This window comes from Bradyrhizobium sp. B124 (genome assembly GCF_038967635.1).
Classification (GTDB): Bacteria; Pseudomonadota; Alphaproteobacteria; order Rhizobiales; family Xanthobacteraceae; genus Bradyrhizobium.
In genome coordinates, this window is record NZ_CP152413.1 from 4,197,547 (window position 1) to 4,221,030 (window position 23,484).

At 60.9% G+C, this 23,484-nt stretch carries 21 protein-coding genes and 2 pseudogenes; 7 read left to right on the top strand and 16 right to left on the bottom strand.

What is annotated here, in order from left to right:
- Position 1: 1 nt before the first annotated feature.
- The 4 genes from AAFG13_RS20140 to gcl form a co-directional block, all read right to left on the bottom strand.
- Complete coding sequence (locus tag AAFG13_RS20140) at positions 2-1,306, bottom strand: glycerate kinase (RefSeq protein ID WP_342713123.1); 1,305 nt, start codon at positions 1,304-1,306, stop codon at positions 2-4.
- Positions 1,287-2,207, bottom strand: coding sequence for a 2-hydroxy-3-oxopropionate reductase (locus AAFG13_RS20145; RefSeq protein WP_342713362.1), 921 nt, complete (start codon positions 2,205-2,207; stop codon positions 1,287-1,289). Before AAFG13_RS20145 ends, AAFG13_RS20140 begins: the two co-directional genes overlap by 20 nt.
- Positions 2,200-2,982: a hydroxypyruvate isomerase gene (hyi, locus tag AAFG13_RS20150; RefSeq protein ID WP_342713124.1), complete on the bottom strand. Its 783-nt coding sequence runs from the start codon at positions 2,980-2,982 to the stop codon at positions 2,200-2,202. Before hyi ends, AAFG13_RS20145 begins: the two co-directional genes overlap by 8 nt.
- Before the next feature lie 75 nt (positions 2,983-3,057).
- Complete coding sequence (gene gcl, locus AAFG13_RS20155) at positions 3,058-4,818, bottom strand: glyoxylate carboligase (protein WP_342713125.1); 1,761 nt, start codon at positions 4,816-4,818, stop codon at positions 3,058-3,060.
- A gap of 356 nt (positions 4,819-5,174) precedes the next feature.
- Between gcl and AAFG13_RS20160 the strand changes: the two genes are divergently transcribed.
- The 3 genes and pseudogenes from AAFG13_RS20160 to AAFG13_RS20170 form a co-directional block, all read left to right on the top strand.
- Positions 5,175-5,432 (top strand): HAD family hydrolase, encoded by a 258-nt coding sequence (locus AAFG13_RS20160; protein ID WP_342713126.1) that lies wholly within the window; start codon positions 5,175-5,177, stop codon positions 5,430-5,432.
- A gap of 20 nt (positions 5,433-5,452) precedes the next feature.
- Positions 5,453-7,071: pseudogene (locus AAFG13_RS20165) on the top strand (OFA family MFS transporter).
- Positions 7,072-7,169: 98 nt separating this feature from the next.
- Positions 7,170-7,943: pseudogene (locus tag AAFG13_RS20170) on the top strand (NAD(P)H-dependent oxidoreductase subunit E); the annotation flags it as partial.
- 295 nt (positions 7,944-8,238) lie between these two features.
- Here AAFG13_RS20170 and AAFG13_RS20175 read toward each other — a convergent pair.
- On the bottom strand, positions 8,239-9,597 hold the full coding sequence (locus AAFG13_RS20175; protein WP_342713127.1) for an MFS transporter: 1,359 nt from the start codon (positions 9,595-9,597) through the stop codon (positions 8,239-8,241).
- A gap of 90 nt (positions 9,598-9,687) precedes the next feature.
- Positions 9,688-10,311 (bottom strand): nuclear transport factor 2 family protein, encoded by a 624-nt coding sequence (locus tag AAFG13_RS20180; protein ID WP_342713128.1) that lies wholly within the window; start codon positions 10,309-10,311, stop codon positions 9,688-9,690.
- 78 nt (positions 10,312-10,389) lie between these two features.
- Here AAFG13_RS20180 and AAFG13_RS20185 point away from each other — a divergent pair, with 78 nt between their 5' ends.
- A complete protein-coding gene (locus AAFG13_RS20185) occupies positions 10,390-11,157 on the top strand; it encodes an IclR family transcriptional regulator (protein ID WP_342713129.1) in 768 nt (255 codons plus the stop codon).
- Positions 11,158-11,387: 230 nt separating this feature from the next.
- On the opposite strand, the gene AAFG13_RS20190 is transcribed toward AAFG13_RS20185, so the two are convergent.
- Both AAFG13_RS20190 and cynR read right to left on the bottom strand, forming a co-directional pair.
- Positions 11,388-11,780 (bottom strand): hypothetical protein, encoded by a 393-nt coding sequence (locus AAFG13_RS20190; RefSeq protein WP_342713130.1) that lies wholly within the window; start codon positions 11,778-11,780, stop codon positions 11,388-11,390.
- Positions 11,781-12,072: 292 nt separating this feature from the next.
- Entirely contained in the window at positions 12,073-12,963 is an 891-nt protein-coding gene (gene cynR, locus AAFG13_RS20195; RefSeq protein ID WP_342713131.1) for a transcriptional regulator CynR, read from the bottom strand.
- Between the two features lie 93 nt (positions 12,964-13,056).
- Between cynR and AAFG13_RS20200 the strand changes: the two genes are divergently transcribed.
- Positions 13,057-13,698 carry a carbonic anhydrase gene (locus tag AAFG13_RS20200; RefSeq protein ID WP_342713132.1) on the top strand — a complete coding sequence of 214 codons (642 nt, stop codon included), beginning with the start codon at positions 13,057-13,059 and terminating at the stop codon, positions 13,696-13,698.
- 49 nt (positions 13,699-13,747) lie between these two features.
- Positions 13,748-14,209 (top strand): cyanase, encoded by a 462-nt coding sequence (gene cynS, locus AAFG13_RS20205; protein ID WP_342713133.1) that lies wholly within the window; start codon positions 13,748-13,750, stop codon positions 14,207-14,209.
- A 1,122-nt stretch (positions 14,210-15,331) separates the two neighbouring features.
- Here the strand turns inward: cynS and AAFG13_RS20210 are convergent.
- Together AAFG13_RS20210 and AAFG13_RS20215 are read right to left on the bottom strand one after the other, a co-directional pair.
- Positions 15,332-15,895: a TetR/AcrR family transcriptional regulator gene (locus AAFG13_RS20210; protein WP_249132215.1), complete on the bottom strand. Its 564-nt coding sequence runs from the start codon at positions 15,893-15,895 to the stop codon at positions 15,332-15,334.
- A 17-nt stretch (positions 15,896-15,912) separates the two neighbouring features.
- On the bottom strand, positions 15,913-16,374 hold the full coding sequence (locus tag AAFG13_RS20215) for a nuclear transport factor 2 family protein (protein WP_212316048.1): 462 nt from the start codon (positions 16,372-16,374) through the stop codon (positions 15,913-15,915).
- Positions 16,375-16,826: 452 nt separating this feature from the next.
- On the opposite strand from AAFG13_RS20215, the gene AAFG13_RS20220 reads away from it, so the two are divergent.
- A complete protein-coding gene (locus AAFG13_RS20220) occupies positions 16,827-17,330 on the top strand; it encodes a 3'-5' exonuclease (RefSeq protein ID WP_249132305.1) in 504 nt (167 codons plus the stop codon).
- A gap of 234 nt (positions 17,331-17,564) precedes the next feature.
- On the opposite strand, the gene AAFG13_RS20225 is transcribed toward AAFG13_RS20220, so the two are convergent.
- The 6 genes from AAFG13_RS20225 to AAFG13_RS20250 all read right to left on the bottom strand — a co-directional run bounded on the left by AAFG13_RS20225 (position 17,565) and on the right by AAFG13_RS20250 (position 23,483).
- Positions 17,565-18,914 carry an MFS transporter gene (locus AAFG13_RS20225; protein WP_342713134.1) on the bottom strand — a complete coding sequence of 450 codons (1,350 nt, stop codon included), beginning with the start codon at positions 18,912-18,914 and terminating at the stop codon, positions 17,565-17,567.
- A 168-nt stretch (positions 18,915-19,082) separates the two neighbouring features.
- Positions 19,083-20,135 (bottom strand): leucyl aminopeptidase, encoded by a 1,053-nt coding sequence (locus AAFG13_RS20230; protein WP_342713135.1) that lies wholly within the window; start codon positions 20,133-20,135, stop codon positions 19,083-19,085.
- 2 nt (positions 20,136-20,137) lie between these two features.
- The gene (locus tag AAFG13_RS20235; protein ID WP_342713136.1) at positions 20,138-20,998 is read right to left on the bottom strand and encodes an alpha/beta hydrolase; all 861 of its coding nucleotides are present in this window, start codon (positions 20,996-20,998) and stop codon (positions 20,138-20,140) included.
- The gene (locus AAFG13_RS20240; RefSeq protein WP_212316053.1) at positions 20,995-21,711 is read right to left on the bottom strand and encodes an isochorismatase family protein; all 717 of its coding nucleotides are present in this window, start codon (positions 21,709-21,711) and stop codon (positions 20,995-20,997) included. Before AAFG13_RS20240 ends, AAFG13_RS20235 begins: the two co-directional genes overlap by 4 nt.
- Positions 21,712-21,744: 33 nt before the next feature.
- Positions 21,745-22,956 carry an FAD-dependent monooxygenase gene (locus AAFG13_RS20245; RefSeq protein WP_212316055.1) on the bottom strand — a complete coding sequence of 404 codons (1,212 nt, stop codon included), beginning with the start codon at positions 22,954-22,956 and terminating at the stop codon, positions 21,745-21,747.
- A 38-nt stretch (positions 22,957-22,994) separates the two neighbouring features.
- A complete protein-coding gene (locus tag AAFG13_RS20250; protein ID WP_212316057.1) occupies positions 22,995-23,483 on the bottom strand; it encodes a (2Fe-2S)-binding protein in 489 nt (162 codons plus the stop codon).
- Position 23,484 lies beyond the last annotated feature (1 nt).

A 23,484-nucleotide genomic window follows, 5' to 3' on the forward strand; every position in this document is an offset into this window, starting at 1 on the left:
ACTAACTCCTCCTCGTGATCAGGACTGCCCTGAAATCGTTGACATTTGTCAACGTCGGCCCCGTGATGATTAGATCGTCCAGCCTAGCGAATACGCCGTAGGCGTCATTTGCAGCCAAGCTTGCCTTGACGTCGATCCCAGCGGCCGCCGCCCTCGCCAAGGTCTCGGGGGTGACAATCGCGCCCGCATTGTCCTCGGTCCCGTCTATACCGTCCGTGTCCGCCGCGATCGCCCACACACCATTCTTCCCCTCAGCCGCGATGCCGAGGCTCAGGAGAAACTCGGCATTTCGGCCTCCTCGCCCCTTGCCCGCCACAGTCACCGTTGTCTCGCCCCCGGAGATTAGGACACAGGGGATCTCGAGGGGTTGTCCCCATTCACCGCATTGCCGAGCTATGCCGGCGTGAACCAACCCGACATCGCGCGCCTCCCCCTCGATCGAACTTCCTAAAATGATCGAAGCGATGCCGGCATCGCGTGCAACGCGTGCCGCGGCTTCCATCGCCTTTTGTGGCGTGGCGACCAGGCGGAACGAGACCTCCTTCAGACGCGGGTCCGTGGGCTTCGGCGTCTCCGACGCCTTGCTCTTCAAATGCCTAACGATGCTATCCGGCGCGGCAATGCCGTATTTGACGAGAATGGCGAGGGCGTCTTCACTTGTTGTGTCGTCCGGCACCGTCGGACCGGAGGCGATCGTCGACGGATCGTCTCCAGGCACGTCTGAGATCGCGAGCGTCACGACCTTTGCGGGGGCGGCGGCGGCCGCCAAGCGGCCGCCCTTGATGTCGGACAGATGTTTCCGGACCGTGTTGATCTCGGAAATTCTTGCTCCGCAGTTCAACAACGCGCGATTGACCGATTGCTTCTCGGCGAGCGAAATGGCCCCGGCCGGAAGGGACAGCAGAGCGGAGCCGCCGCCGGAGATCAGGACGAGTACCAAGTCGTCGGACGTAAGTCCGGACACGCGCTCGAGGATCGAGCGCGCTGCTCTTACGCCGGCTTCATCCGGGACGGGATGAGCTGCCTGCACGACCTCGATATGTCTGCACCGGCACCCGTGGCCGTAACGCGTTACGACCACCCCCTCGATCGGTCCACTCCAACTCGCTTCAACCGCAGCGGCCATGGACGCTGCGGCCTTACCTGCGCCGACGACGATGGTGCGCCCCGTGGGAGGTTCCGGAAGATGACGCGAAAGACAGGCGTCAGGCGTCGCGGAACTCACCGCCGCCCGGAACATGTCTAGCAAGAGGGCCCGATAGTCGGTGCTCACTTTCGACCCATCGTCATGAACGACCGATCTCATGCCCAGCAGCCAGCTCGAGTGCCTTCACCATCGCCGAATGGTCCCACGCCTTTCCGCCATGGGCCACACACGCGTTGAACAGTTGTTGCGCTGTCGAGGTCGCGGGCAGCGACAATCCGAGCGCTCGCGCACCTTCTAGGGCCAGATTAAGATCCTTCTGGTGCAGTTCGATACGGAAGCCGGGGGCGAAGTCGCGCTTCACCATGCGTTCCCCGTGAACCTCCAGAATTCGCGACGAGGCGAACCCACCCATCAGCGCCTTGCGAACCAAGGCGGGATCCGCGCCTGCCTTTGAGGCAAACAGCAATGCCTCTCCGACCGCCTCAATCGTCAATGCCACGATGATCTGGTTCGCCACTTTCGTCGTCTGCCCGTCTCCATTGCCGCCCACCAAGGTGATGTTCTTGCCCAACAGCTCAAACAACGGCTTCACGGTATCGAAAGTCTTCTCCGGACCGCCCACCATGATCGTGAGCGAAGCGGCCTTTGCGCCAACTTCCCCACCGGACACGGGCGCGTCGAGATAATCCGCACCACGGGCGTTGATGGCCTTCGCGAATTCCTTCGTCGCCAAAGGCGAGATCGAACTCATGTCCACCACGACCTTTCCCTTACTCAGTCCGTCGGCCACCCCGTCCTTGTCGAACAGCACGGCGCTCACGTGCGGCGTGTCCGGAACCATCACGAAGATAACGTCCGATTTTTCGGCGACCTCCTTGGCCGATTTGCAGGCGATTGCGCCCGCTTCGACCAAGTCGCCGGGGACTGGCTTGACGTCATGCAGGAACATGCGGTGCCCCGCAGCCTGTAGATGGCCGGCCATAGGATGGCCCATGATTCCGAGACCGATGAAACCGAGATTGCTCACTGAACACTTCTCCCTGAGGTATTGATCATTCAGCTTCGACTTCAGAGAACCAACCTAGGCTCTCGGTCGTCGTTGTTCTCGGCTTGTATTCGCAGCCAACCCAGCCGCGATAGCCGATCTCGTCGAGGTGACGGAACAGGAACGGGTAGTTGATCTCTCCGGTACCCGGCTCGTTGCGGCCCGGATTATCCGCGAGTTGCACATGCGCAATGCGGTCGCGGTGTTTCCTTAAGGTAGCGGCGACATCTCCCTCCATGATCTGCATGTGGTAGATGTCGTATTGGATAAAGAGATTGTCCGATCCGACATTGGCGATCAGCTCGGTCGCCTGTTCAGTCCCTGTAAGAAAGAAGCCCGGGATGTCGCGCGTGTTGATAGGCTCGATCAACAGCTTGATCCGCTCGCGCTTGAGCTCTTCTGCCGCAAACCGCAGGTTCTCGACCAAGGTCTCGTGGGCTCTCGCCTCACTCACACTGTCCGGGACGATGCCTACCAGGCAGTTAAGCTGCGGGCAGTCGAGCGCATTGGCATACTCGATCGCGCGACCGACGCCATCGCGAAATTCCTCAACACGATCCGGCAGCACCGCGATGCCCCGCTCTCCAGCTGCCCAATCTCCCGCCGGCAAATTGTGCAAGACCTGGACGAGGCCGAGTGTCTGCAGCTTCTCCGCCAGAGCATCCTTCTGGAAGTCGTAAGGGAACAGATATTCCACGCCCGAGAAGCCCGCAAACTTAGCCTGCGCAAAACGTTCAAGGAACGGATGTTCTCCGAAGAGCATAGTCAGATTAGCGGCAAATCTCGGCATGGTGTCGTTCCTGATTTGGGTCGGTAGAGGATCGGCGTGGCGGCCCACGGGATCGGAATGGTTCGCCCGGATCCGTTATTCGGTCGGCAACAGCTTGGACTGCTTGGTCGGCTGATCCTCGAACTCGTTTATGCCGTCGATCTCCGTACCCATCGGAATGTTCGTTACGCGCTCCAGTATGAATTCGATCACCACGGGCACCTGATGCTCCCGCATCAATGCTTCCGCTCGCGCGAACGCATCCTTGAATTCATTCGGGCTGCGCACACGAAGCGCTTTGCAGCCCAATCCCTCGGCCACCGCCACATGGTCGACACCATAACCTCCGGTGTCGGAATTGATGTTCTCAAACGCCAGACTGACCTCGAAATCCATATCGAAGCCGCGCTGCGCCTGTCGGATCAATCCGAGATATGAGTTGTTCACCACCACATGAAGATAGGGCAGCTTGTGCTGAGCCCCGACGGCGAGCTCTTCGATCAGGAATTGGAAGTCGTAGTCGCCCGATAGACCGACGATCTTCTTGTCTGGGCAGGCCGCTCGCACGCCCAGCGCCGCGGGCAAGGTCCACCCCAGCGGTCCGGCTTGGCCACAATTGATCCAGTGCCGCGGGTGATAAACGTTGAGCAGCTGGCCGCCGGCGATCTGGGACAGACCGATGGCCGTGACGTAGCAGGCATCCCGCCCGAATGCCGCATTCATTTCCTCATAAACGCGCTGCGGCTTGAGCGGGACCTGATCAAAATGGGTCTCTCGGGTCATTCTCGCCTTGCGCTCGGCGCATTCGCGAGCCCAGGCGCTCCGACCCTTCAGCTTCTTGCGCTCCTTACGCTCGAAACTGGCCGTGACCAGCAGCTCGAGAGCTGCTTTGGCATCGGACACGATACCGAAGTCCGGTCCGAAGACGCGACCAATCTGCGTCGGCTCGATATCGATATGGACGAATTTGCGGCCCTTCGTATAAGTTTCGATCGATCCGGTGTGCCGATTGGCCCAACGATTACCAATGCCGATCACGAAATCGGACGCTAACAACGTCGCATTGCCGTAGCGATGACTGGTCTGAAGTCCACACATTCCAGCCATCAGAGGATGATCATCGGGAATCGCGCCCCAGCCCATCAAGGTCGGAATCACAGGTACGCTAGTTAGCTCGGCGAATTCGACCAGCTTGGCACAGCCGTCAGCATTGATGATTCCACCGCCCGCCACGATCAAGGGGCGCTCAGCGGCCTCCAGCATGTCGAGCGCTTTATCGATCTGTTTGCGAGTAGCGCTCGGCTTGTAAACGGGAAGGGAAGCATAAGTTTCTTCGTCGAACTCGATTTCCGCAAGCTGCACGTCGAGCGGAAGATCGACCAAGACAGGCCCCGGGCGGCCCGAACGCATCACGTGAAAGGCCTGCTGGAAGACCAGCGGAACGAGCGCGGGCTCGCGAACGGTCACGGCCCATTTCGTGACGGGTTTTGCGATCGCTTCGATGTCGACCGCTTGAAAATCCTCCTTGTACAGCTTGGCACGCGGAGCCTGTCCCGTGATACAGAGGATAGGGATCGAGTCCGCGGACGCCGAGTAGAGGCCCGTTATCATGTCGGTCCCGGCGGGCCCCGAAGTCCCAATACACACGCCGATGTTTCCCGCCACAGCGCGAGTGTAGCCCTCCGCCATGTGAGAGGCACCTTCGACATGACGAGCCAGGATGTGCCGGATCGAGCCACGTGCTTTCAGAGCAGAATAGAGGGGGTTGATGGCCGCACCTGGAACACCGAAGGCACAGGAAACTCCCTCCCGCTCTAGGACACGCACCGCCGCGTCGACCGCTCGCATTCTCGTCATCGCAATTTCCTCCGAATAAGCACCTGATGATCATTCGGAGCCGGGCGGTTTGGAATGCAAATCCGTCGATTTCATCTATTCCATTCTGGAAACCCGGATGAGGCGGACGCTGGATTGCGCCATCTTGCGCAGCATGTATTTTGGCAACGACGACTTAACTATCGAGAAAGACGGCAACAGGCGCCGTTTTGATTTCATAAATCGCAAATCCAGATCGATGCGCGTTTGCTATCGCAGCATGAAACGCTTGTATTGATCTTGGAGTCGAGCAGCGCTCTTTTGATCGGGAAACGCAAAGAGTGGTTAGCTCTCTTCCGGGCGATCATCTCCGGCGAAGATGTCGAACGGAAGAGCCAGTGCCAGACACCTATCTCAAAGCTCTGGAGAGTCTTGGATTGCCCGCACAGGCGTGCCTCGCGTTCGAGGACTCTCCCAGCGGGCTTCTTGCAGGACAATCCGCCAACATGGCGGTCATCATCTTGCGCAGCATGTATTTTTGGAATGGCAACTTTGAGGGGACTCTCGAAGTCCTTAACGAGCTCACTGAGCTCGGCAGCGATCGAGCATCAACTATTTGCGCTATGGCCGAAACAGGAGGAGAGGATCAGTGGTAACTATCGAGCAAGCGGGCGGCATGCGAGTGACGAGAGAGCGAATTCTTGATCGCGAGCGCACCGTCGCGAAGGCCGGCTTCAATCGCTGGCTGGTGCCGCCGGCAGCGCTGTGCATTCATCTGTGCATCGGCATGGCCTACGGCTTCTCCGTGTTCTGGTTGCCGCTGTCGCGCGCGATCGGCATTGCGCAGAGCAAAGCCTGCCTGGACATGTCACTGCTGCAAGAACTGTTCACCACGACGTGTGACTGGCGAGTTGCCAGCCTGGGCTGGATGTATACGCTTTTCTTCGTGCTCCTCGGCGTGTCGGCCGCGATTTGGGGCGGTTGGCTTGAGCGGGTCGGCCCGCGCAAGGCGGGCTTTGTCGCGGCACTGTGCTGGGGGGGAGGACTGTTGATCGGTGCGTGCGGTATCTATGTTCACCAGCTCTGGATTATGTGGCTCGGCGCAGGTGTCATCGGTGGTATCGGTCTGGGCCTCGGTTATATCTCTCCGGTGTCGACGCTGTTGAAGTGGTTCCCAGACCGCCGCGGAATGGCGACAGGCATGGCGATCATGGGATTCGGTGGCGGTGCGATGATCGGTGCGCCGCTCGCCAACATGCTGATGAACTACTTCAAGAGCGCCAGCGGCGTTGGAGTTTGGCAAACCCTCGTTGTGATGGGGGTGATCTATCTCGTCTTCATGATGATCGGCGCCTTCGCTTATCGTGTGACGCCGAGCGGTTGGAAGCCGGAAGGGTGGACGCCGTCGAGCGAGAGGAAGGCGATGATCTCCGAACATCACGTACATCTCGACAATGCACACAAGACTCCGCAATTCTGGTTGATCTGGTGGGTGCTGTGCCTAAACGTGTCGGCCGGCATCGGCGTGATCGGCATGGCCTCGCCGATGCTGCAGGAGATCTTCGCCGGCAAGCTGATCGGACTGCCCAATGTCGGCTTCAACGCGCTCGACGTGTCGCAGAAGGCGCAGATCGCGGCGATTGCGGCAGGCTTTGCCGGACTGTTGTCGCTGTTCAACATCGGCGGCCGCTTCGTCTGGGCCTCGCTGTCGGACAAGATCGGCCGCAAGAACACCTACTACACGTTCTTCATCCTCGGCATCGCGCTCTACGCGCTTGCTCCGACCTTCGCGGCGATGGGCTCGAAGCTTCTGTTCGTGCTTGGCTTCGGCATTATCCTGTCGATGTATGGCGGCGGCTTCTCCACAGTTCCCGCCTATCTGGCCGACATGTTCGGCACGCAGTTCGTCGGCGCCATCCATGGCCGCTTGCTGACCGCGTGGTCGACCGCCGGCATCATCGGCCCCGTCGTGGTGAACTATCTCCGTGAATTCCAGCTTGCCGCGGGCGTGCCACGCGATCAGCTCTACAACACCACGATGTATATGCTCTGGTCGGGGGCCTGATCTGCAACTACCTGATCAAGCCGGTCGATCCGCGGTGGCACATGAGCGACGCCGAGGTTGCGAAGCTACAGGCGGCAAGTGCCAAAAGCGCGGCCGCGATCCAGCACGGCTCGTTTGGGATCGGCAAGGGCGGTCTTGATCTCAAAGTAGTGTTGTTCTGGGCCTTCGTCGGTATTCCGCTCGCCTGGGGCGTCTGGAAGACGCTGGAGAGCGCCGCGAAGATCCTCTGATCGCTCGTCCGGTACGGTGGCGGCGCACCAGCCGCTACCGCTCTGGGTATGTCGGCGACTGGAATCGTAGCAGTGGAAGTGAAAGCGAGACGCCTCTTATGACGACGCATGACCCGCATCAGGTCCTCAATTTCGAGCATCCCGCCGCAAAGGCGACGCCCAAGGGGCGGCAGATCGATCCCACCGCCGCGCACGAGATCGAGTAACTGCTCGACAACAGGCCGCGGCGGCGCGACCTGCTGATCGAATATCTGCACCTGATCCAGGACAAATATCACCAGATCACGGCCGCGTATCTCGCAGCGCTGGCCGACGAGATGAAGCTTGCTTTCGCAGAAGTGTTCGAGAGCGCGACCTTCTACGCGCATTTCGAAGTGGCGAAGGAAGGCGAGCCGGATATCGCCCCGCTCACCATCCGCGTCTGCGATTCGCTCACCTGCGCCATGCTCGGGGCTGAGAAGCTGCTCGAGGACCTTCAGCGCACCGGCGGCCCCGGCATCCGCGTTGTGCGCGCGCCCTGCGTCGGCCGCTGCGATACGGCGCCGGCCGCGGAAGTCGGGCACAACTTCGTCGACCACGCCACGGTCAGCAGCGTGCTGGCGGCCGCGAAGGCCGGCGAAACCCACGCGCATCTACCGAAGTACATCGACTACGAGGCTCATGTCGGCGGCGGCTACAATCTGCTCAGCCGCGTGCGCTCGGGCGAATTGTCGACGGACGACCTCCTGAAGTCGCTCGACGACGCCTCGTTGCGCGGGCTCGGCGGCGCCGGCTTTCCGACGGGTCGTAAATGGCGCGCGGTGTTAGGGGAGCCCGGGCCGCGGCTGATGGCGATCAACGGCGACGAGGGCGAGCCCGGCACGATCAAGGACGAAACCGCTGCAAAACCTACACAAATCAGCTCGACTGCGGGTTCAGGCATGCTGCTCCTATCGAAAGAAAGACAGCCCGCTCGATGCTTAACTTGCCGGCTTCCTCGCACAAAAGAGGCCGACGTCAGGACATCGAATACGACTCTGGAGACAACGCATCATATGCGAAGCTCCGCATGGTCAACCTCACTCGGCCTTCGGTTTGCTCTGGCCGACACGGATCATCGCGACTTGTCAATCGGCGGTGGGCCGACCGGAAGTCGGCCCACATTCTCCCGACGACTCGCATAAGGGCTCACTCGACGACTCCGAGCACTGGCGCGGCACTCGGCTCCACGTCATACCGCTTCATCTTGGACAAGACTGCAAGCGCAGCAATTACCGCCGGAACCGCCAGTACCCCGATGATAAACTGAAAGCCCCAGCCCATGCTGAGCAGGACGCCGCCGGAAAAGGCCCCGAGGATTGCTCCGAAGCGTCCCATGCCCAACATCCAGCTTACGCCGGTGGCGCGCCCGAGCGTCGGATAAAAGGACGCAGCAAGGGACGACATTGAAGTCTGCGCACCGCTCATGAAGAAACCCGCCATGAAAACGGCCACACCAAGCACCATGAGGCTCGACGAGATGTGCGCGATGACAACGAGCATAACGGCGCCGAGCAGATACGAAATCGCGATCGAGATATGAGGATTGTAGCGGTCCATGCACCAGCTGACGAGGATCGCACCGAGGGTGCCGCCAAGCTGGAACATGGCGCTGATGAGCGCGGCCTGTTCGATTGAAAACCCCGACGTCGAGATTAGGGTCGGAAGCCAACTCGTCAGCAGATAGATAACCAGGAGGCCCATGAAGAACGTAATCCACAGCGCAATCGTGCCGAAGGTCAATCCGTTCTCGAATATCACGCGCAGCGACGACGCTTCGCTCTTCTTCGTCTCGTTGCCGACGAAGCGAGTGTTGAAATCAATGGCCGCGAATTGGTCGATGCGATGAACGATGGATGCGATCGCACGTTGTTTCACGCTTCCTTTGGCTACCAGATACTGAATGGATTCCGGCAGGGCGACGGCGAGAACGAACGCGAGCGCGAGCGGCGCGACACCTCCGATGATAAAGACGCTCTGCCAACCGAACTGCGGGATCATCGCCGCCGCCACGAAGCCGCCTCCTGCGGAGCCGAGTGTGAAGCCCGAGAACATCAACGTGATGAGCAGCGAGCGGCGAGCGGCGGGACAATACTCAGCCGTCAGGGTCGTTGCGTTGGGCATCGCTGCTCCGAGTCCGACGCCCGTCAAGAAACGCAGCGCGGTGAGTTCGGTGAGCCCCGTAGCTTGAGCCGAGAATAGACTGAACAGTCCGAACAGGGCGAGCGATCCGGTCAGCACCAATTTCCGGCCGACGCGGTCGGCGAGCGGGCCCGATAGCAGTGCACCCACCGCCAGGCCGAAGAAGCCGACAGTGAGGAGCTGCTTCAACTCGGGCGGAGGCACGTGCAGGGCCTTGCTCAGCGCGGGCGCCACGAATCCTACGGCCGCGGTGTCGAATCCGTCGAGGAAGGTCACGAGAAAGCAGAGCGCGAGCGTCAGCCACTGAAAGGCAGAAACCGGTCTCTCGTCGATGAATTTCTGGATGTTGAACGTCGAAGCAGTCATCGCGCATCCTTCCGTTCCGGCGCGTGATCGCGCGCAATTAAGGGCGCCCCGGGTTGGCTCCCGGGATCGGGACAATTCGGTGAAGCCGCCTCAGACGGCGGCGAGTTTGGCTTGGGAGGCGGTCTGGCCGAGCCATTCCTGGCCTTGGCGATAGAGAGCTTCGACTTCCGGCCCCTTGAGGCCGGGCATGTCACGCTTCACGCGGTATCCGATCTGCTCCTGGATGTAGGCAAGATGCCGATATCCGACCGGATATTGCAGCAGGTTCGCGGGATCGATGTTCGGCACGGCAGCGGGATCGACCGGATCGATCCGGTCCTTCTCGTAGATCGGCTGCCGGCGCACCACGCCCCACTTGCCAGCTCGTTTCTCGAGGAAGTCGTAGAAGCGGCCGGTGCAGACGACGTCGCACTCCACGCCGTGCACGGGACCCCGCTGGGAGATCGTCATCTTGGTCTGGGCGATGGCACGGTCGCCAGAGAGGTCGATGCTCATGCCACCGAGAAAGTGGAGAATGCTGACGCCCTTGGCCCACCCCTCCTTGCTGACCCGGATGAATTCGGCTGCCGGCCCTTGGAACCAGGTCGCCGACATCCATCCGTCGTCGTGCCATACTGTGGCGAATCGTTCCCAGTCGCCGGCATCGCGCCAGACGGCCCAATTCTCGATAAGGTGGCGGATCGCGACCCGATCTGACAGGTCTGTGTCGTCCATGATGTAATCCTCGATGAAGGCCGCCTTAGACAAATCGGCCGCATGGTGTAAGTTCATATACTGAAACTGGTTCGATATATGAAACTAAAATCGGACTCATCTGTCAAGTCGGCGGATCGTGCCTTCGATATTCTCGAATACGTGGCGGACGCTGCGGAACCGCCGTCGTTTTCGCAGATGCTCGCCGACCTGGAGATACCGCGAAGCAGTTTGTTTCATTTGCTCAATAATTTGCTTGCGCGCCGCTACCTAGCGCAGGATCCAGCGACCGACCGTTACCGCCTCGGCGAACACGTGCTGACGCTCGCAAGAAAAATCTCGGCGCCGGCTCTGCCGACAATCGTTACCCCTTTCCTGAAGCAGTTGACCGGCGAACTGAACGAGACCTCCGGCTTCTATGTCAGGACGGGAGATGCGGTCGAAGCGGCGGCGTCGGCCACGAGCACTCAGGCTCTCGCCTACACGATGAAGGTCGGAGAACGCGCGCCGTTGTACGCGGTGTCGGGAGGCAAGGTCGCACTGGCGAAGATGTCCGCCGAGCAACTGGATGAATATCTACGGCAAGTGAAGCTCGAGCCGATCACCGAAAAGACGATCAGGTCCAGGAAACAGCTTCGGGAGGAGCTGATCTCGGTGAGACGCAGCGGCTTCGCCTATTCTCACGAGGAATTCACTCCGGGCATCATTGGTATCGCGAGAGCGGTCGAACATCGCGGGCGCTTCTATGGCGCGCTCAATCTGGCGGTTCCCGCGGCGCGATACAACCGAGAGCGCGAAGTTGTGTTTCGACGGCAGCTCGACGCGATCGCAGCTTCGCTCGGAAAGGCGATCGCCTCAAGAGAATGATCACCGATAGCTCTCCGGCCGCGGGACGGTGCATCCCCAGCCGAGCGCCCAAGTCGATGCCCTTCGGATAGCCTCCAACGAACGCCTCCGGAATCCACCACGAGATCCGCGCCCCCGTCGGCCGCCTCGCGCGCCAAGCCGGCGAGCTTCACCATGGTCTTCGACGTGTCGAACAAGACAGGAGCGGCCTGAACGACCGCGGCCTTGACGGTCTTCAATCCTCAAGAAAACTACACAACGGCTCGGGTAGCGAACGATGGTTGCGCCACGAGACCGGCAAGTTGGGTGAGACCGTCTTCCAGCGCGCCCCGGTCGGGAGCGACGCCCAACGAAATCCGGACAGCCTCAATCGGATACATCGCCACGGCAAAGGCTGAGCTCGGCACGATCGACACACCTACGCGATCGGCCTGCTCCACAAAGTCCGCCGCCCGCCAACGGCCGGGAAGCTTCAACCAGAGGTGATGACCATATGGGTCGGCCGCGAAGCTGACGTCACGCAGGATCGATGCAGCGAGCTTCTGGCGAGCCGCATTCTCGTCGCTGATGGCTCTTGCGAGCTCATCGAGCGTGCCATCCGAAATCCAGCGCGTGGCAAGCGCCGACATCAGCGGCGGCGCCATGAGGATTGTCGCGCGGAGCACTCCTGCAAGACGAAGCCCCAAGCTGGCGTTCGGTGCGAGCATATAGTCGTCGCGACCAAATGGCGGGGATGAGCTCCGTCTCGCACTACTTTTTCTAACCCGATCGTCCTGTCGGTATCGTCTCGCCCGGCCATGGTCTCTAGCCGCCGTTTCGACGTAAGAAGCGCAAACGAGCGTTCGTAGCGGTTCCGATTTCGATCCGATGATACGGACTCGGCGACCTCAACGCGCTGGGCCAGCGCACGGAAGTTCAACCAATCCATAACAGCCTCTATGGCGCTGACATGGCGTCCCAGTCCCACTCGGCCAGCAGGCGCATAAACGCCCGCGTCGCGGCGCTGCGATAGGCGTCGCGTCGCAGCAGCACCGAGACGGTGCGCTCGGCGATGGGTGGCGACAGCTGCACCGCTTTGAGCTCGCCATGGCGGGCCGCCGCCTCGGGCGCCACGGTGGCCAAGCTGCCGCCGCGTACGACAGCTAGCAGCGAATCCACCGCATCGGACTCCACCGCCACCCGGGGCGCCATCTCCTGGTCGTGGAAGTACCGGTCGATGGCGCGCCGCGTCACGAAGCTCTTGTTCAGGAGTGCCAGGTCCATGCCCCGCAGGTCCGCAGCAGGCAGGACGTCAAGGCCATGGGCCGGGTGCTCCTCGCCCACGATCAGACACAGCCGTTCCTGATACAGCGGCTCGGCGGTCACGTCCTCGCTGCGCACGTCGCCGAAGGCAATTCCGAGATCGAGCGCATCCGCCGCCAGCGCCGCCTCCATCTCGACCTGGGCCAGGACGTTGATGGTGATCAGCACGCCCGGATGGCGGGCGTAGAACTGCTGCGTCAGAGGACCGACCAGATAGGTGGTAAAGGTGGGGGTGAATGCCACCCTGAGCGCGCCGCGCTCCAGCCCCTCCACGTCGTGGATGGCCCGGCGGGCGGCCTCAAACTCACGCACCGCCCGGCGCGCATGGTCGATATAGACCCGCCCGGCGTCAGTCGGCCGGATCACCCGCCCCGACCGGTCCAACAGCTTCGCCCCAAGCGTCTCCTCCAGTTGGCGAATCTGCTGCGACAGCGCCGGCTGAGACACGTGCAACTCGGCCGCCGCGCGGGTGAAACTGCCTTTGTCGGCGACCGCGAGCAGGTAGCGGGCATGGCGCAGCAGCATAAGCGTTACTTATCCAAAGCGTAGGCAATCGGTCTTAGACATTATACCCGGCAATCTCCAGATTGGCGACACAAGTTGGAACGGAGAGCCCATATGAACGACCTCATCGCCGGTTTTCGGAAGTTCCGCGAAAGCGCCTATCCCCAGCGGGCCGCGCTATTTCACAAGCTCGCCCACACCCAATCCCCGGAAATCCTGTTCATCGCCTGCTCGGACAGCCGGGTCGTGCCGGAGCTGGTCACCCAGACGGAGCCTGGCGGCATGTTCGTGATCCGCAACGGCGGCAACATCGTGCCGTCCTATGGACCCGAACCGGGCGGCATCTCCGGCACGGTCGAGTACGCGGTGGCCGCCCTCAAGGTGAAGGACGTGGTCATCTGCGGCCACTCCAACTGCGGTGCCATGACGGCCATCGCCAAGGGTCACGACCTGAGCGAGATGCCGGCGGTCTCCAGCTGGCTGCGCCACGCCGACGCGGCGAAGGCGGTCAACGCCGCGCACCACCACGACTCCGAGCAGGCGAAGCTCGACGACCTGGTCCGTCAGAACGTCATCGCCCAGCTCAGCAACCTGCGCACCCACCCCTCGGTGGCCGTGGCGCTGAGCCAGAAGAAGCTGCGCCTGCACGGCTGGGTGTTCGACATCGAAAGCGGCGAGATCGCTGCCCTGGACCACCAGAGCGGTGGCTTCGTCGATCTGATGCAGCATCCCGACGTCTACGCCCAAGCAGACTGAGACGCCGACAAGTCCTCCTCCCCAAAACCCCCGAAGAAAGGATCTTCACATGCAATCCGAGTACAGCTGCACCGCCCGCGCCGGGCTGGCCGAGGCCGCCGTCATTGCCAAGCGGCGCAAGGACCTAACCTGGGACCAGATCGCTGAAGGCACCGGCCTAAATGTTGCCTTCGTCACCACGGCAATTCTTGGCAATCACCCCCTGCCCGCCGCGGCGGCCGAACTGGTCGGCAAACGCCTGGAGCTCAGCGCCGACGACATCTCGCTACTGCAAAGCGTGCCGATGCGCGGCCGCCTGGAGATCCCGTCCGACCCGACCCTGTACCGCTTCCACGAGATGATGCAGGTCTACGGCCCAGCCCTGAAGGCCCTGGTGCATGAGCGCTTCGGCGATGGCATCGTCAGCGCCATCAACTTCCGCATGAGCATCGACAAGGAAGCCGATCCCGAGGGCGGCGAGCGCGTCGTGATCATGCTCAACGGCAAGTTCCTGCCGGTGAAGCCCTACTGACGCGTTCACTCCGAACCTAGACCCAAGGCCGGGAACGGCATCGCTTCCGGCCTTTTTCAGCTTTGACGGCGCGGCGCCGCCTGCGCGTTTTCATCGATTTCATGCGGTGGAATCTTGGGGGGCATGGTGTCGGCTGTGCACGGCACAGTCGCGGGTGCTGGGATCGGTTGGACCAATTCTGTGCGGGCAGACGATACAGTCGGCGGCGCTGAGCGGCCTTGCCAAGCGCGCCGATCTGCTGTTGCGCTCCATCGATCTCACCCGTCATGTCCGTGACCTCGTCGATCGTGTGCGCGAGACAGCCGGAACCGACTTAGCGTTGGTCGCCCAGAGTTAAGGAGGTTTCCCCGCGATACTCGCGGCACAAGAGATGGCGGGCGATGTCTCACATCTCATCTGCTCGATGTCTTCCTTCCCGCCGACGGCGAAATGTCGCTCGATCAGGTTCCCGATGTGCGGCAGGGCCGGCGAAAGCGGATGGAGCTGGAACATCCACCGCTTCCGTCCTCATATCTCGGCGTGAAGGAGCATAACGTCAGCGTGACGCGACCGCCGACTCACTCTTCTCCCTCGAATTATGCTCGCCAGACCCCCTTGCGTTTGCCGCCTTAAGCGCGTCTTGCTGCGCGATGCGGATCATTGCCACTAATAGTCGTCGCGTCGTCGGCGCGCGTCAAACCTAGGCAAGACAAGAGGGCCCAATCCTCTAAGGGCATTCGGTGAAGCGCCGCCGACGACAGCATCAGCGAACCCGAAGGTTCGACGACAAGACTGTTCGCATGCCATGGCAGCCAAACGACCGCGAACGACACCGCACATCGTCTCGGCGCCCGGGAACCTGCTCGCGGTGCTAACATAGGTTTCGCTCGGCGCTGGAATTTCCGTCATCCCAGCGTGGTGCGCGACGTCGTCCACCGGCCGGACGTCACTTTCCGTCTGATCCCCGGAGAGCCAACTATGTCGGCTGGCGGCTTTGTTCCGCACGGACCGGAGTTCCCCAACCGCGAAGAATTTCATTCAGCAGATCAGAGCGTCGCCTGAGAGGTGTCTCGACCCGCTCGATTTGGACAATCCGAAGCGCAAGGATAGTTTGGCCTGACCGCCGCGTCGTTGTGACGGATCTCACTGCGCGGCACTGCGTTCCAGCCGTGCCTTGAGACGTGCCATTGCGCGGGCGAATACCGTTTTGTCCCTGCTTGCGCGCGCCAGTACTAACGCACCCTGGATTCCGAGCACGATATCCTCGGCGCGCTCTTCGGCGCTCGCGGGGCTCCAGCCTTCCCGGACGAGAGCATCGCGCAGCGACGCGATCCACTGGCCGAAATAGCCCGAGATGGCGTCGGCAAATCGATCCCGCGTTTCGTCGAGGGCAAAGGCGCCGACGAGACAGATGCGCGCACCCGACCGGAAATAGGAATCAACGGCCTCCCACATTCGGGGGATCGCGATGTCTGGCCTGTCGGTTCGCAGAGGTTGAAAGATCTGGCGCTCGAACCAGGTGCCAACGTCCTCCAACACGGCTTTCGCCATGTCTTCTTTTCCACCGGGGAAGAAATGGTAGAGGCTACCCTTCCCTAAGCCGGTCTTTTCGGTGATCCGGCTGAGCGACGCTCCCTCATAGCCTAAGTCCCGAAAGACTTCGGCTATGAGGGGAACGACGTCAGGGCGCTCGTTGAGCGTCCGCATGCGATACGCCTCGCTGTTTAGAGTCCCAACTCCGTGAGCCCCGGATGGTCGTCCGGTCGACGACCGAGAGGCCAATGGAATTTGCGGTCGGCTTCCTTGATCGGAAGATCGTTGATGCAGGCGAACCGCCGCTGCATCAAGCCGGCAGCATCATATTCCCAGTTCTCGTTGCCATAGGAACGGAACCAGTTACGGCTGTCGTCGCGCCACTCATAGGCGTAGCGGACACCGATCCGATTGTCCCTGAAGGCCCAGAGCTCCTTGATTAGCCGGTAGTCCAGTTCCTTGGCCCACTTACGGGTCAGGAACGCAACGATCTCGGCGCGACCAGTGGCGAATTCAGCACGATTGCGCCAGCGGCTGTCCGGCGTGTAGGCGAGCGACACCTTTTCTGGATCCCGGCTATTCCAACCGTCCTCGGCGAGGCGGACTTTCTGAGTTGCGCTTTCGAGCGTGAAAGGCGGGGCGATAATGGTCATCTGCATTTCTCCTTGTACCAATCGGTACATTGTTTACCGAATGGTACATAGCTTGGCAAGCAGTTTCTGGATCGCGATCTCTTGAGGAAACGGACGCCCCACGGGTTGGCGCCCCGCATCTTGCGCTCCCCGCTTGGTGCTCACCCGGTCCGTCAGGGCCGCGACAAAGCGCGCATCGCGGCGACCTTGGACCCGCATCCGACGATGCCGATGCTTTTCTCAGCGAGAAGGTTGAACCGTGGAGACGACGTACCCGTTCGCTCCCAAACTTCAGTGTTGGTCAATCGACGCTTTCGCTTTCTCGTACGGCCCCGCCTGGGTGGCCCATTCCAGCACGTTTATTGACATCGCGAGCTCGTTCTCTTCGACGACGCCCCCCGCTCCGCCAGATTCCGCGCGCGATCAAACGCCTGTTTCATCAAGCTTCGATAGGCGACCAGTCATATCGATTCATGTTCAAGGGCGGCCCCGTGGACGAAGTTGTCGCCATCGATTGCGAGACCACGGGGCTAAACGTACGTACGGACGACGTCATCAGCATCGGCGCCATCAAAATCAGAGGCAACCGCATTCTGACAAGTGAGCGCTTCGAGGGGTTCGTACGCCCCGATGCAAGCATACGAACGGATGCGATCAAGATACACCGCCTGCGTCAGGTCGACGTTGAGCATCAAGTCCCGATCCGGAAGCTGTTGCCTGACTTCCTGCATTTCGTCGGCGGGCGGCCGCTCATCGGGTACTACGTCGATTTCGACATCGCGATGCTGGACAAATATATTCTTCCGTTCATTGGAATCAAACCGCCAAATCCGCGCATCGAGATCTCCAGCCTCTACTACGAGCGGAAGTACGGCGATGCCCCCCTAACATCTCGATCGATCTTTCGTTTTCCGCAATTCTCGCGGACCTCGACATTCCTTCGCTTCCTCAACATGACGCGTTCAACGACGCCTTAATGACCGCGATGATGTACGTTACCCTGCGCGACAAGAAGCAGCGAGGAACACGAATTCCACGGTCAAACAGTCAGACCGTCTCCGATCCATGCGGAGGTCAAGCGATCCTCGCATAGGATTGTCGATGCCACGAAAACCACCGGTTGCTATCGACCGAGGGTCGCCTGCAGGCAAAGGGTCACACGTTCGAATCGTGTCGAGTAATGCGCGCGCCGTCATCTGCTCGTTCGTCTGTCAAACACCCGAGACCGAAGCTGCCTTCATGTTGCCTTCCGTTTCCGTGTCGACCTTAAAACCCCTTGCGGATAAATCACGACCCAGGGTCTCGGGAAGCAGAAGTGAGGAGAGAATGAAGATAGTCGCAGCGGGAAGGGCCACGGCCACCATGCCGTTCAGCAGGCTTCCGCCTAAATGCCCGGCCGCAAGCGGTACAATCACGGGGGCGATGCTGCCGAGCCCTCGACCTCCCATATAAAATGTTGACACCGCCGTCGCACGTAGGTTGACCGGATAGAGTTCGGAAATCCAGACGCCGGTCACACCCAGCGCCACGTTGCCAATGCCGAAACCGATGTAGAGCCAGAACATCGGCCATTCGGTCTTCGATCCGGCGTAGAGCTGACTGCCCCATACGGCCATACCGACCAGAGACCCGACCCAAAACAGCGCGGGCACGAGAGCCCCGAAGCGGCGGCCGGCTCTGTCGTTGAAAAAGCCGTTCGCGAGGTAGCAAATGCCGCTGACTACCGAGAGCAGGACAGCGGTCGTACGGACGACATCACCCGGCGTATGCATATCCCGCAGCAGCAGCGTCGGAATGAAGGAGACGACGCTGTAGTAGCAGAGCATGTAGCTCATCAGCCATACGAAGCCGGTGACGGTTTGCCGTGCCAGCCCGTTCCGGAAGAGATCCGCGAGGGGAAGTGTGCGAGCTTCTGCCGTGGCCCGGCTGGCCTTGCGTTGCCTCTCATACTCCAGCCAGATCTTGGATTCAGGCATGAAGAAGCGAATAAAGATGATCAGCAGAATGGGCACGCCGCCACTCAGCAAACCGATGCGCCAGCTCCACTCGTCACTGAACGTTGCAATCAGCCAGATGCCAACTATTGAAGCTGTGGACGACGCGATCACGGCGCAACCTTGGAGCGCGGCCGCCCCCAAACCTCGGCTGCCTTTTTTCCAGGCCTCGTTGAAGAGCACCATGCCGACGCCGTACTCGCCGCCGAGACCGATGCCGGTGATCAAGCGCAGCGCGGCAAGAGACCAGTAATTCCATGCGAACGCCGAAACAATCGCGGCGACAGAAAACAGTGCGATTGTGAGCTGAAGCGAAGTCTTTCGGCCAAATCGATCACCGATAACGCCGAATAGCGCTCCACCGATGGCCGATCCGAACAATGTAAGCCCTTGCAGTGAGCCGACCTCGGTGAGCGATAGCGACATCGATCGCTGGATCGCAGGCAAGAGGAACGGGAATATCAGAACGTCATAGAAATCGAGTATGTAGCCCAGCATCGCCGATATCATGATCGAGTACCGTTGCCCCGGGGTGTAGTCTTCCGAACTCGAGGTGGCTGCCGACATGTGACGCGTTCCTGTTGGAGGATTGAGATTGATAGACTTGCCGAGACGCTTGCTGCGTCTTTGAGAGTCGAACGGCGACTTCGGCATTTATTGGAGGTCACAAGCGCGACCCCGATATCATTCGGAGCGCATTCGAGGCTCCGGACTTGCGCGCGTGATGCGCAGGGCCTAGCGGCCCGGTGCCTTCAACTCCGGATAAGCAAAATTGCCCTTGTCGAGGATGTGGATATCGTCGAGCCACAGGCTGCAGCCGCGAAGCGGAATGTCCAAATGACACGGCGTGTCATTCGTACCGCCAAGCTCCGTGTTCGGACCCGTCGAGAACAGGACGTTCCCGTAGAAGGAGAGCGCATTCATGATGTGCTCCGACGAAAGTTCCTGGGAAGCGGCGATGTGGTGCCAGGTGGCGCGCTCGTTCGCCCCCCAGCCGATATGCGAGATTGCCCAGCCGCGCGTATCGCCGAAGCTGTCGATATAATTCTTGATGAGCAACGCATCGGTGCCTTCGCCCTTGAGGTCGACGATGTAGCCATCCTTGATGGTCAGCGTGACCGGCGACTGGATGTAACGCTTAAACGCGCAGAGGATGTCACCGGGCATCAGCACCACGGTGCCGTTGACCTCGCCGTCGGTCGCCTGAGTAAAGGCAAAACCTGACGGGAAGTGATCCCAGCGCCCGGGTTCATCGGTGTATCCGTATTCGGAAATGACCGGGTATTGCTTCAGGCCATAGATGACGTCCGTTCCGCCCGGCGACGTGATCCGCATTTTGCTGGCCGACTGCAGCAGGGTTCGAGAGAGCTCCGTTCGCCGGCGCAGATCTTCGGTCGGGAACATCTTCTTGAGGATGTGGAACGGCTCCATCACACGCAGGATGCGCGTGCCTGCCTCCTGAATTTCGAGTTGCTCACGGGAGAACAGCAGCCCCAGAAGATCAATCACCATATCCACGCGCTTGAGCGTATCGATCGCCGGCTGGTTGCCGGCGAGCGCATGCCGGCCCTGCACGCCCGCGACCTTGCCCTGGCCGTACTTCGGCACGTTGAGATGAAAGGTCGTTGCGCCCAGGCTTTGCGCAGCGAGCATGAAAGCCTGGGCGTATTCCTGCTGATCCTCGCCGCCGCTCAGGACCGCAACAATTTCGCCCTTCTTCACCTTGCAGAGTGTCAACTCGGCCTTGAAAAGCTCTAGCATGTCAACATCAACGATCTGTCGGGACATCTTCACTGATCTCCTGTTTGCTGGACGTGGACGCGCGTCGGTCGAACCGGTCGCGCTAGAAGCTCTTCAACGATCGAAAGAAAGCCCTCCGTATCGTCGATCTGCATTTGGTGCCCCGCGCTCTCCAGCGTCCTGATCGCGATCGACGGCAGCAATCTGCGAATTTCTGTTTCATCTTCGGGCCGAATGACCCCTCCCCGCCCCGCAACGATTAATGCGGTCGGAACGCTGAGGTGGGCGACGTCGCGATGAATGTCATCGTGATGAAAGCCCTTGTGACCTTCGATGAGCGCGCGCTCGTCGCAAGTATGCATCCACTCCGCCCTGGCGCGGATGTGCTGCTCAGGCCACTGGGGCGCGGAAGGGCTTCGCAGCACTGCGTCGATCTCGCCAAGCTTTGCGCTATGAAGCAGTTTGAGGAGGGGTTCGATCGGAATCGGGTAGGCCCGGCGTCCCGGACCAGAGACCGGTGGATCGATCAATATCAGCTGTTCAACAGATGATGGCCGCCAGCGTGCAGCACGTATTCCGATGCGGCCGCCCATTGAGTGGCCCATCAGTGTGTACGGACCAAGTCCGAGCGCTTCAGCGAACGAGACGAGATCGGATGCGCACGCGTCGAGAGAGTAATTGAGATGCGGGCCACTTTCGGACAGGCCGCGGCCGCGGACATCGAGCACGTATACGTCGTGTCCGATGCACAATCGCTCCGCGATGAAAGCCCATTGCGCCGCGGTCGTCGATATGCCCGGCACAATCACGATAGCAGGTCCTGTTCCGCCGAAACGCAGATAGTGCTGACGGATGCCGTTGGCACGCACATGTGCCCCATACAGAAGTCCGGAGGCTGGGGTGCGGCTCATGTCGGCCAATCCTCTGTGCGGAAGTCCGACAGCGGACGAAGGCGCTCGATTGCGACTTCCGTCGGCACCACATCTGCGTATTTGCTGGCGATATCGAACAGGTTGACGGCGTGCGACGTGGGCGAGCGGTCATAGACGGCATCGCTCGGCACGATTGATTTGAAGTTCAGCGCGCACGCATCTACGACCGAGGCCCGCACGCAGCCGCTGGTCGTGCAGCCCGTCACCACAAGCGAGTCGACGGCGGCCCCGATCAGATACGTCGCAAGCGGAGTACCGAAGAATGCGCTTGCCTGCGTCTTCGGCAGCAGCAACTCGCCGGGCTCCGGAGCCACCTCACGGACGAACCCATAGCCCTCGGGCGGGATCCGCATGATACCGGGGATCTTCGCGGAGAACGCGCCCTGGTCCTGGCCCACCTTCCGCGCGACATGCGGGAAAATCACCGACCACCTCTTCTCGCGGAACAACCGCACCAATTCGGCGATGTGTGCAACGGCATGCCAACCAGCCTCGCCGCAGCTGGTGGGGTATTGCTTGATCGCTTCGCGGATCGGCATCGGCCGGTCGCCGACCGAACGATACTGCACGTCGATGACCAGCAACGCCGGTCGTTTGCCGAATCCCGCTGCGCCACCCAGCCCGGCGAGAGCATAGGTCTCGCGCTCATCGAGGGGTATCACATCGTCCCAAGGTTGCTTGATGCCAGTCACTGTTGTGCTCCAGCGGTCATACTCGCGGGGATGTCAGTGAAGCGGCACGGTGGTCGCGTCGTACCGGTAAATCCAATCGTATCGCGCAGCCGACGCCTCCGGCGCCCACTGAGTCTTGATGTAATCACTCGCCGTCTCCGGCGTGCTCAGCTCTTGGCTATGGAAGATCGGCAGCATGCTGGCCGCGGACTTCGTGACCACCGTGGTACGATCGAGCCGTAGGCTCTGATAGGTCTTGAATGCTACCGGGAGGTCATCGGGTTGCTCCTCGAAACAACGTGCGAGGACGGATGCATCCTCCAGGGCCATGTTCACACCCTGCCCGAGGTATGGGAGCATCGAATGGCAAGCGTCGCCGAGCAGGGTGACACGTCCCATTGACCACGTATCCAGCGACGGCCGCACGAACAGGCCCCACTTGTTCAGCGTATCCACGTTCTTGACCAGTTCGATGATGTCCGGATGCCAACCCTCGAAGTCCTTCAGGCACTCCTCGGCCGAGCCCTTCTCCGACCAGGATTCGAGCAGCCAGTCGTTATGGTCGACCTGGCCCGAAAAGGTCATCATGACCGTGTTCTGCCAGCGGACCGGATAGGCCGTGACATGCGCAGTGGGCCCAATCCAGGTTGCCACCTCGGGTTCGCGCTGATGCGGTGCAAGGCGGTCGACCGGCACGAGACCACGCCAGGCGATGGTCTTCGTGTACTGGCTCTCGATCTTGCCGATAAGGCCAAGACGGACCTTCGAATGAGCACCGTCAGCGCCGATCAGGGCGCGCCCTTCGACCTCGGAGCCGTCGGCGAGCTTGGCCCGAACCCCTTCGTCGTTTTGACTGAACCCGACAACGTGGGCGTTCAGATGAATGGCACCCGGCTTCAACTGGCGCACGCCGTCAACGAGAAGCTTCAGCAGGTGAGCGCGGAGCAGCAGATAGGGCTGATTACGCGCTGCATCGGAGCTGCGGTTGTAGAGCGGCCACCTATCCCCGGTGTTCCACAGCCGAATCGAGCGTCGCTCGGCCGCTATGCAGTTTTGCTCGACCTGTTCGGTGAGGCCAAGATCCCGAAGAACGCGCACGCCGTTCATGGAGACCCAAAGGCCGGCTCCTACCTCACGCAACTCGGACGCTTGCTCGAATACATCACAATCGATGCCGCGACGGAGCAACGATAGCGCCATCGCCAAGCCTCCAATGCCGGCGCCGGCAATGAGGACGCTCGATTTACTGACCCGTTCAATACTCATGACATCTCCAAACGATAAGTACGCTGTCTCGCGATCGGTTAAGCGGCATCTTCGGAGACTTGCCCGGCGGCAAGGCTCCTTACGGCTTCGAAAATCTTGGTGTATCCCGTGCAACGGCATAGGTTGCCGTGCAGGTAGTGACGGATTTCTTCGTCGGTCGGGTGCGGCGTCGCCTTCAGCAGCGCTGTGACCGCCATAATGAAGCCTGGCGTGCAGAAGCCGCACTGAAGGCCGCCGTGAAGCACGAACGCCTTCTGAATCCGTGACAGGCCATCGGGCGGCGTCACGCCCTCAATGGTCGTGACCTCCCGCCGATCGACATCGACGGCGAGTGTGGTGCAACTCGAAATCGGTTCACCGTCGAGCAGAACGGTGCACGCGCCGCATACTTCCATGTCGCAGGAACGCTTGGTTCCCTTCAGACCAAGGCGATCCCGGATCAGATCGATCAACAGCGTATGGGTCGGGACGTCGATCGCGGTCGCCTGGCCGTTCAACGAGAATGAAATGGGCAGCACATGTATCATG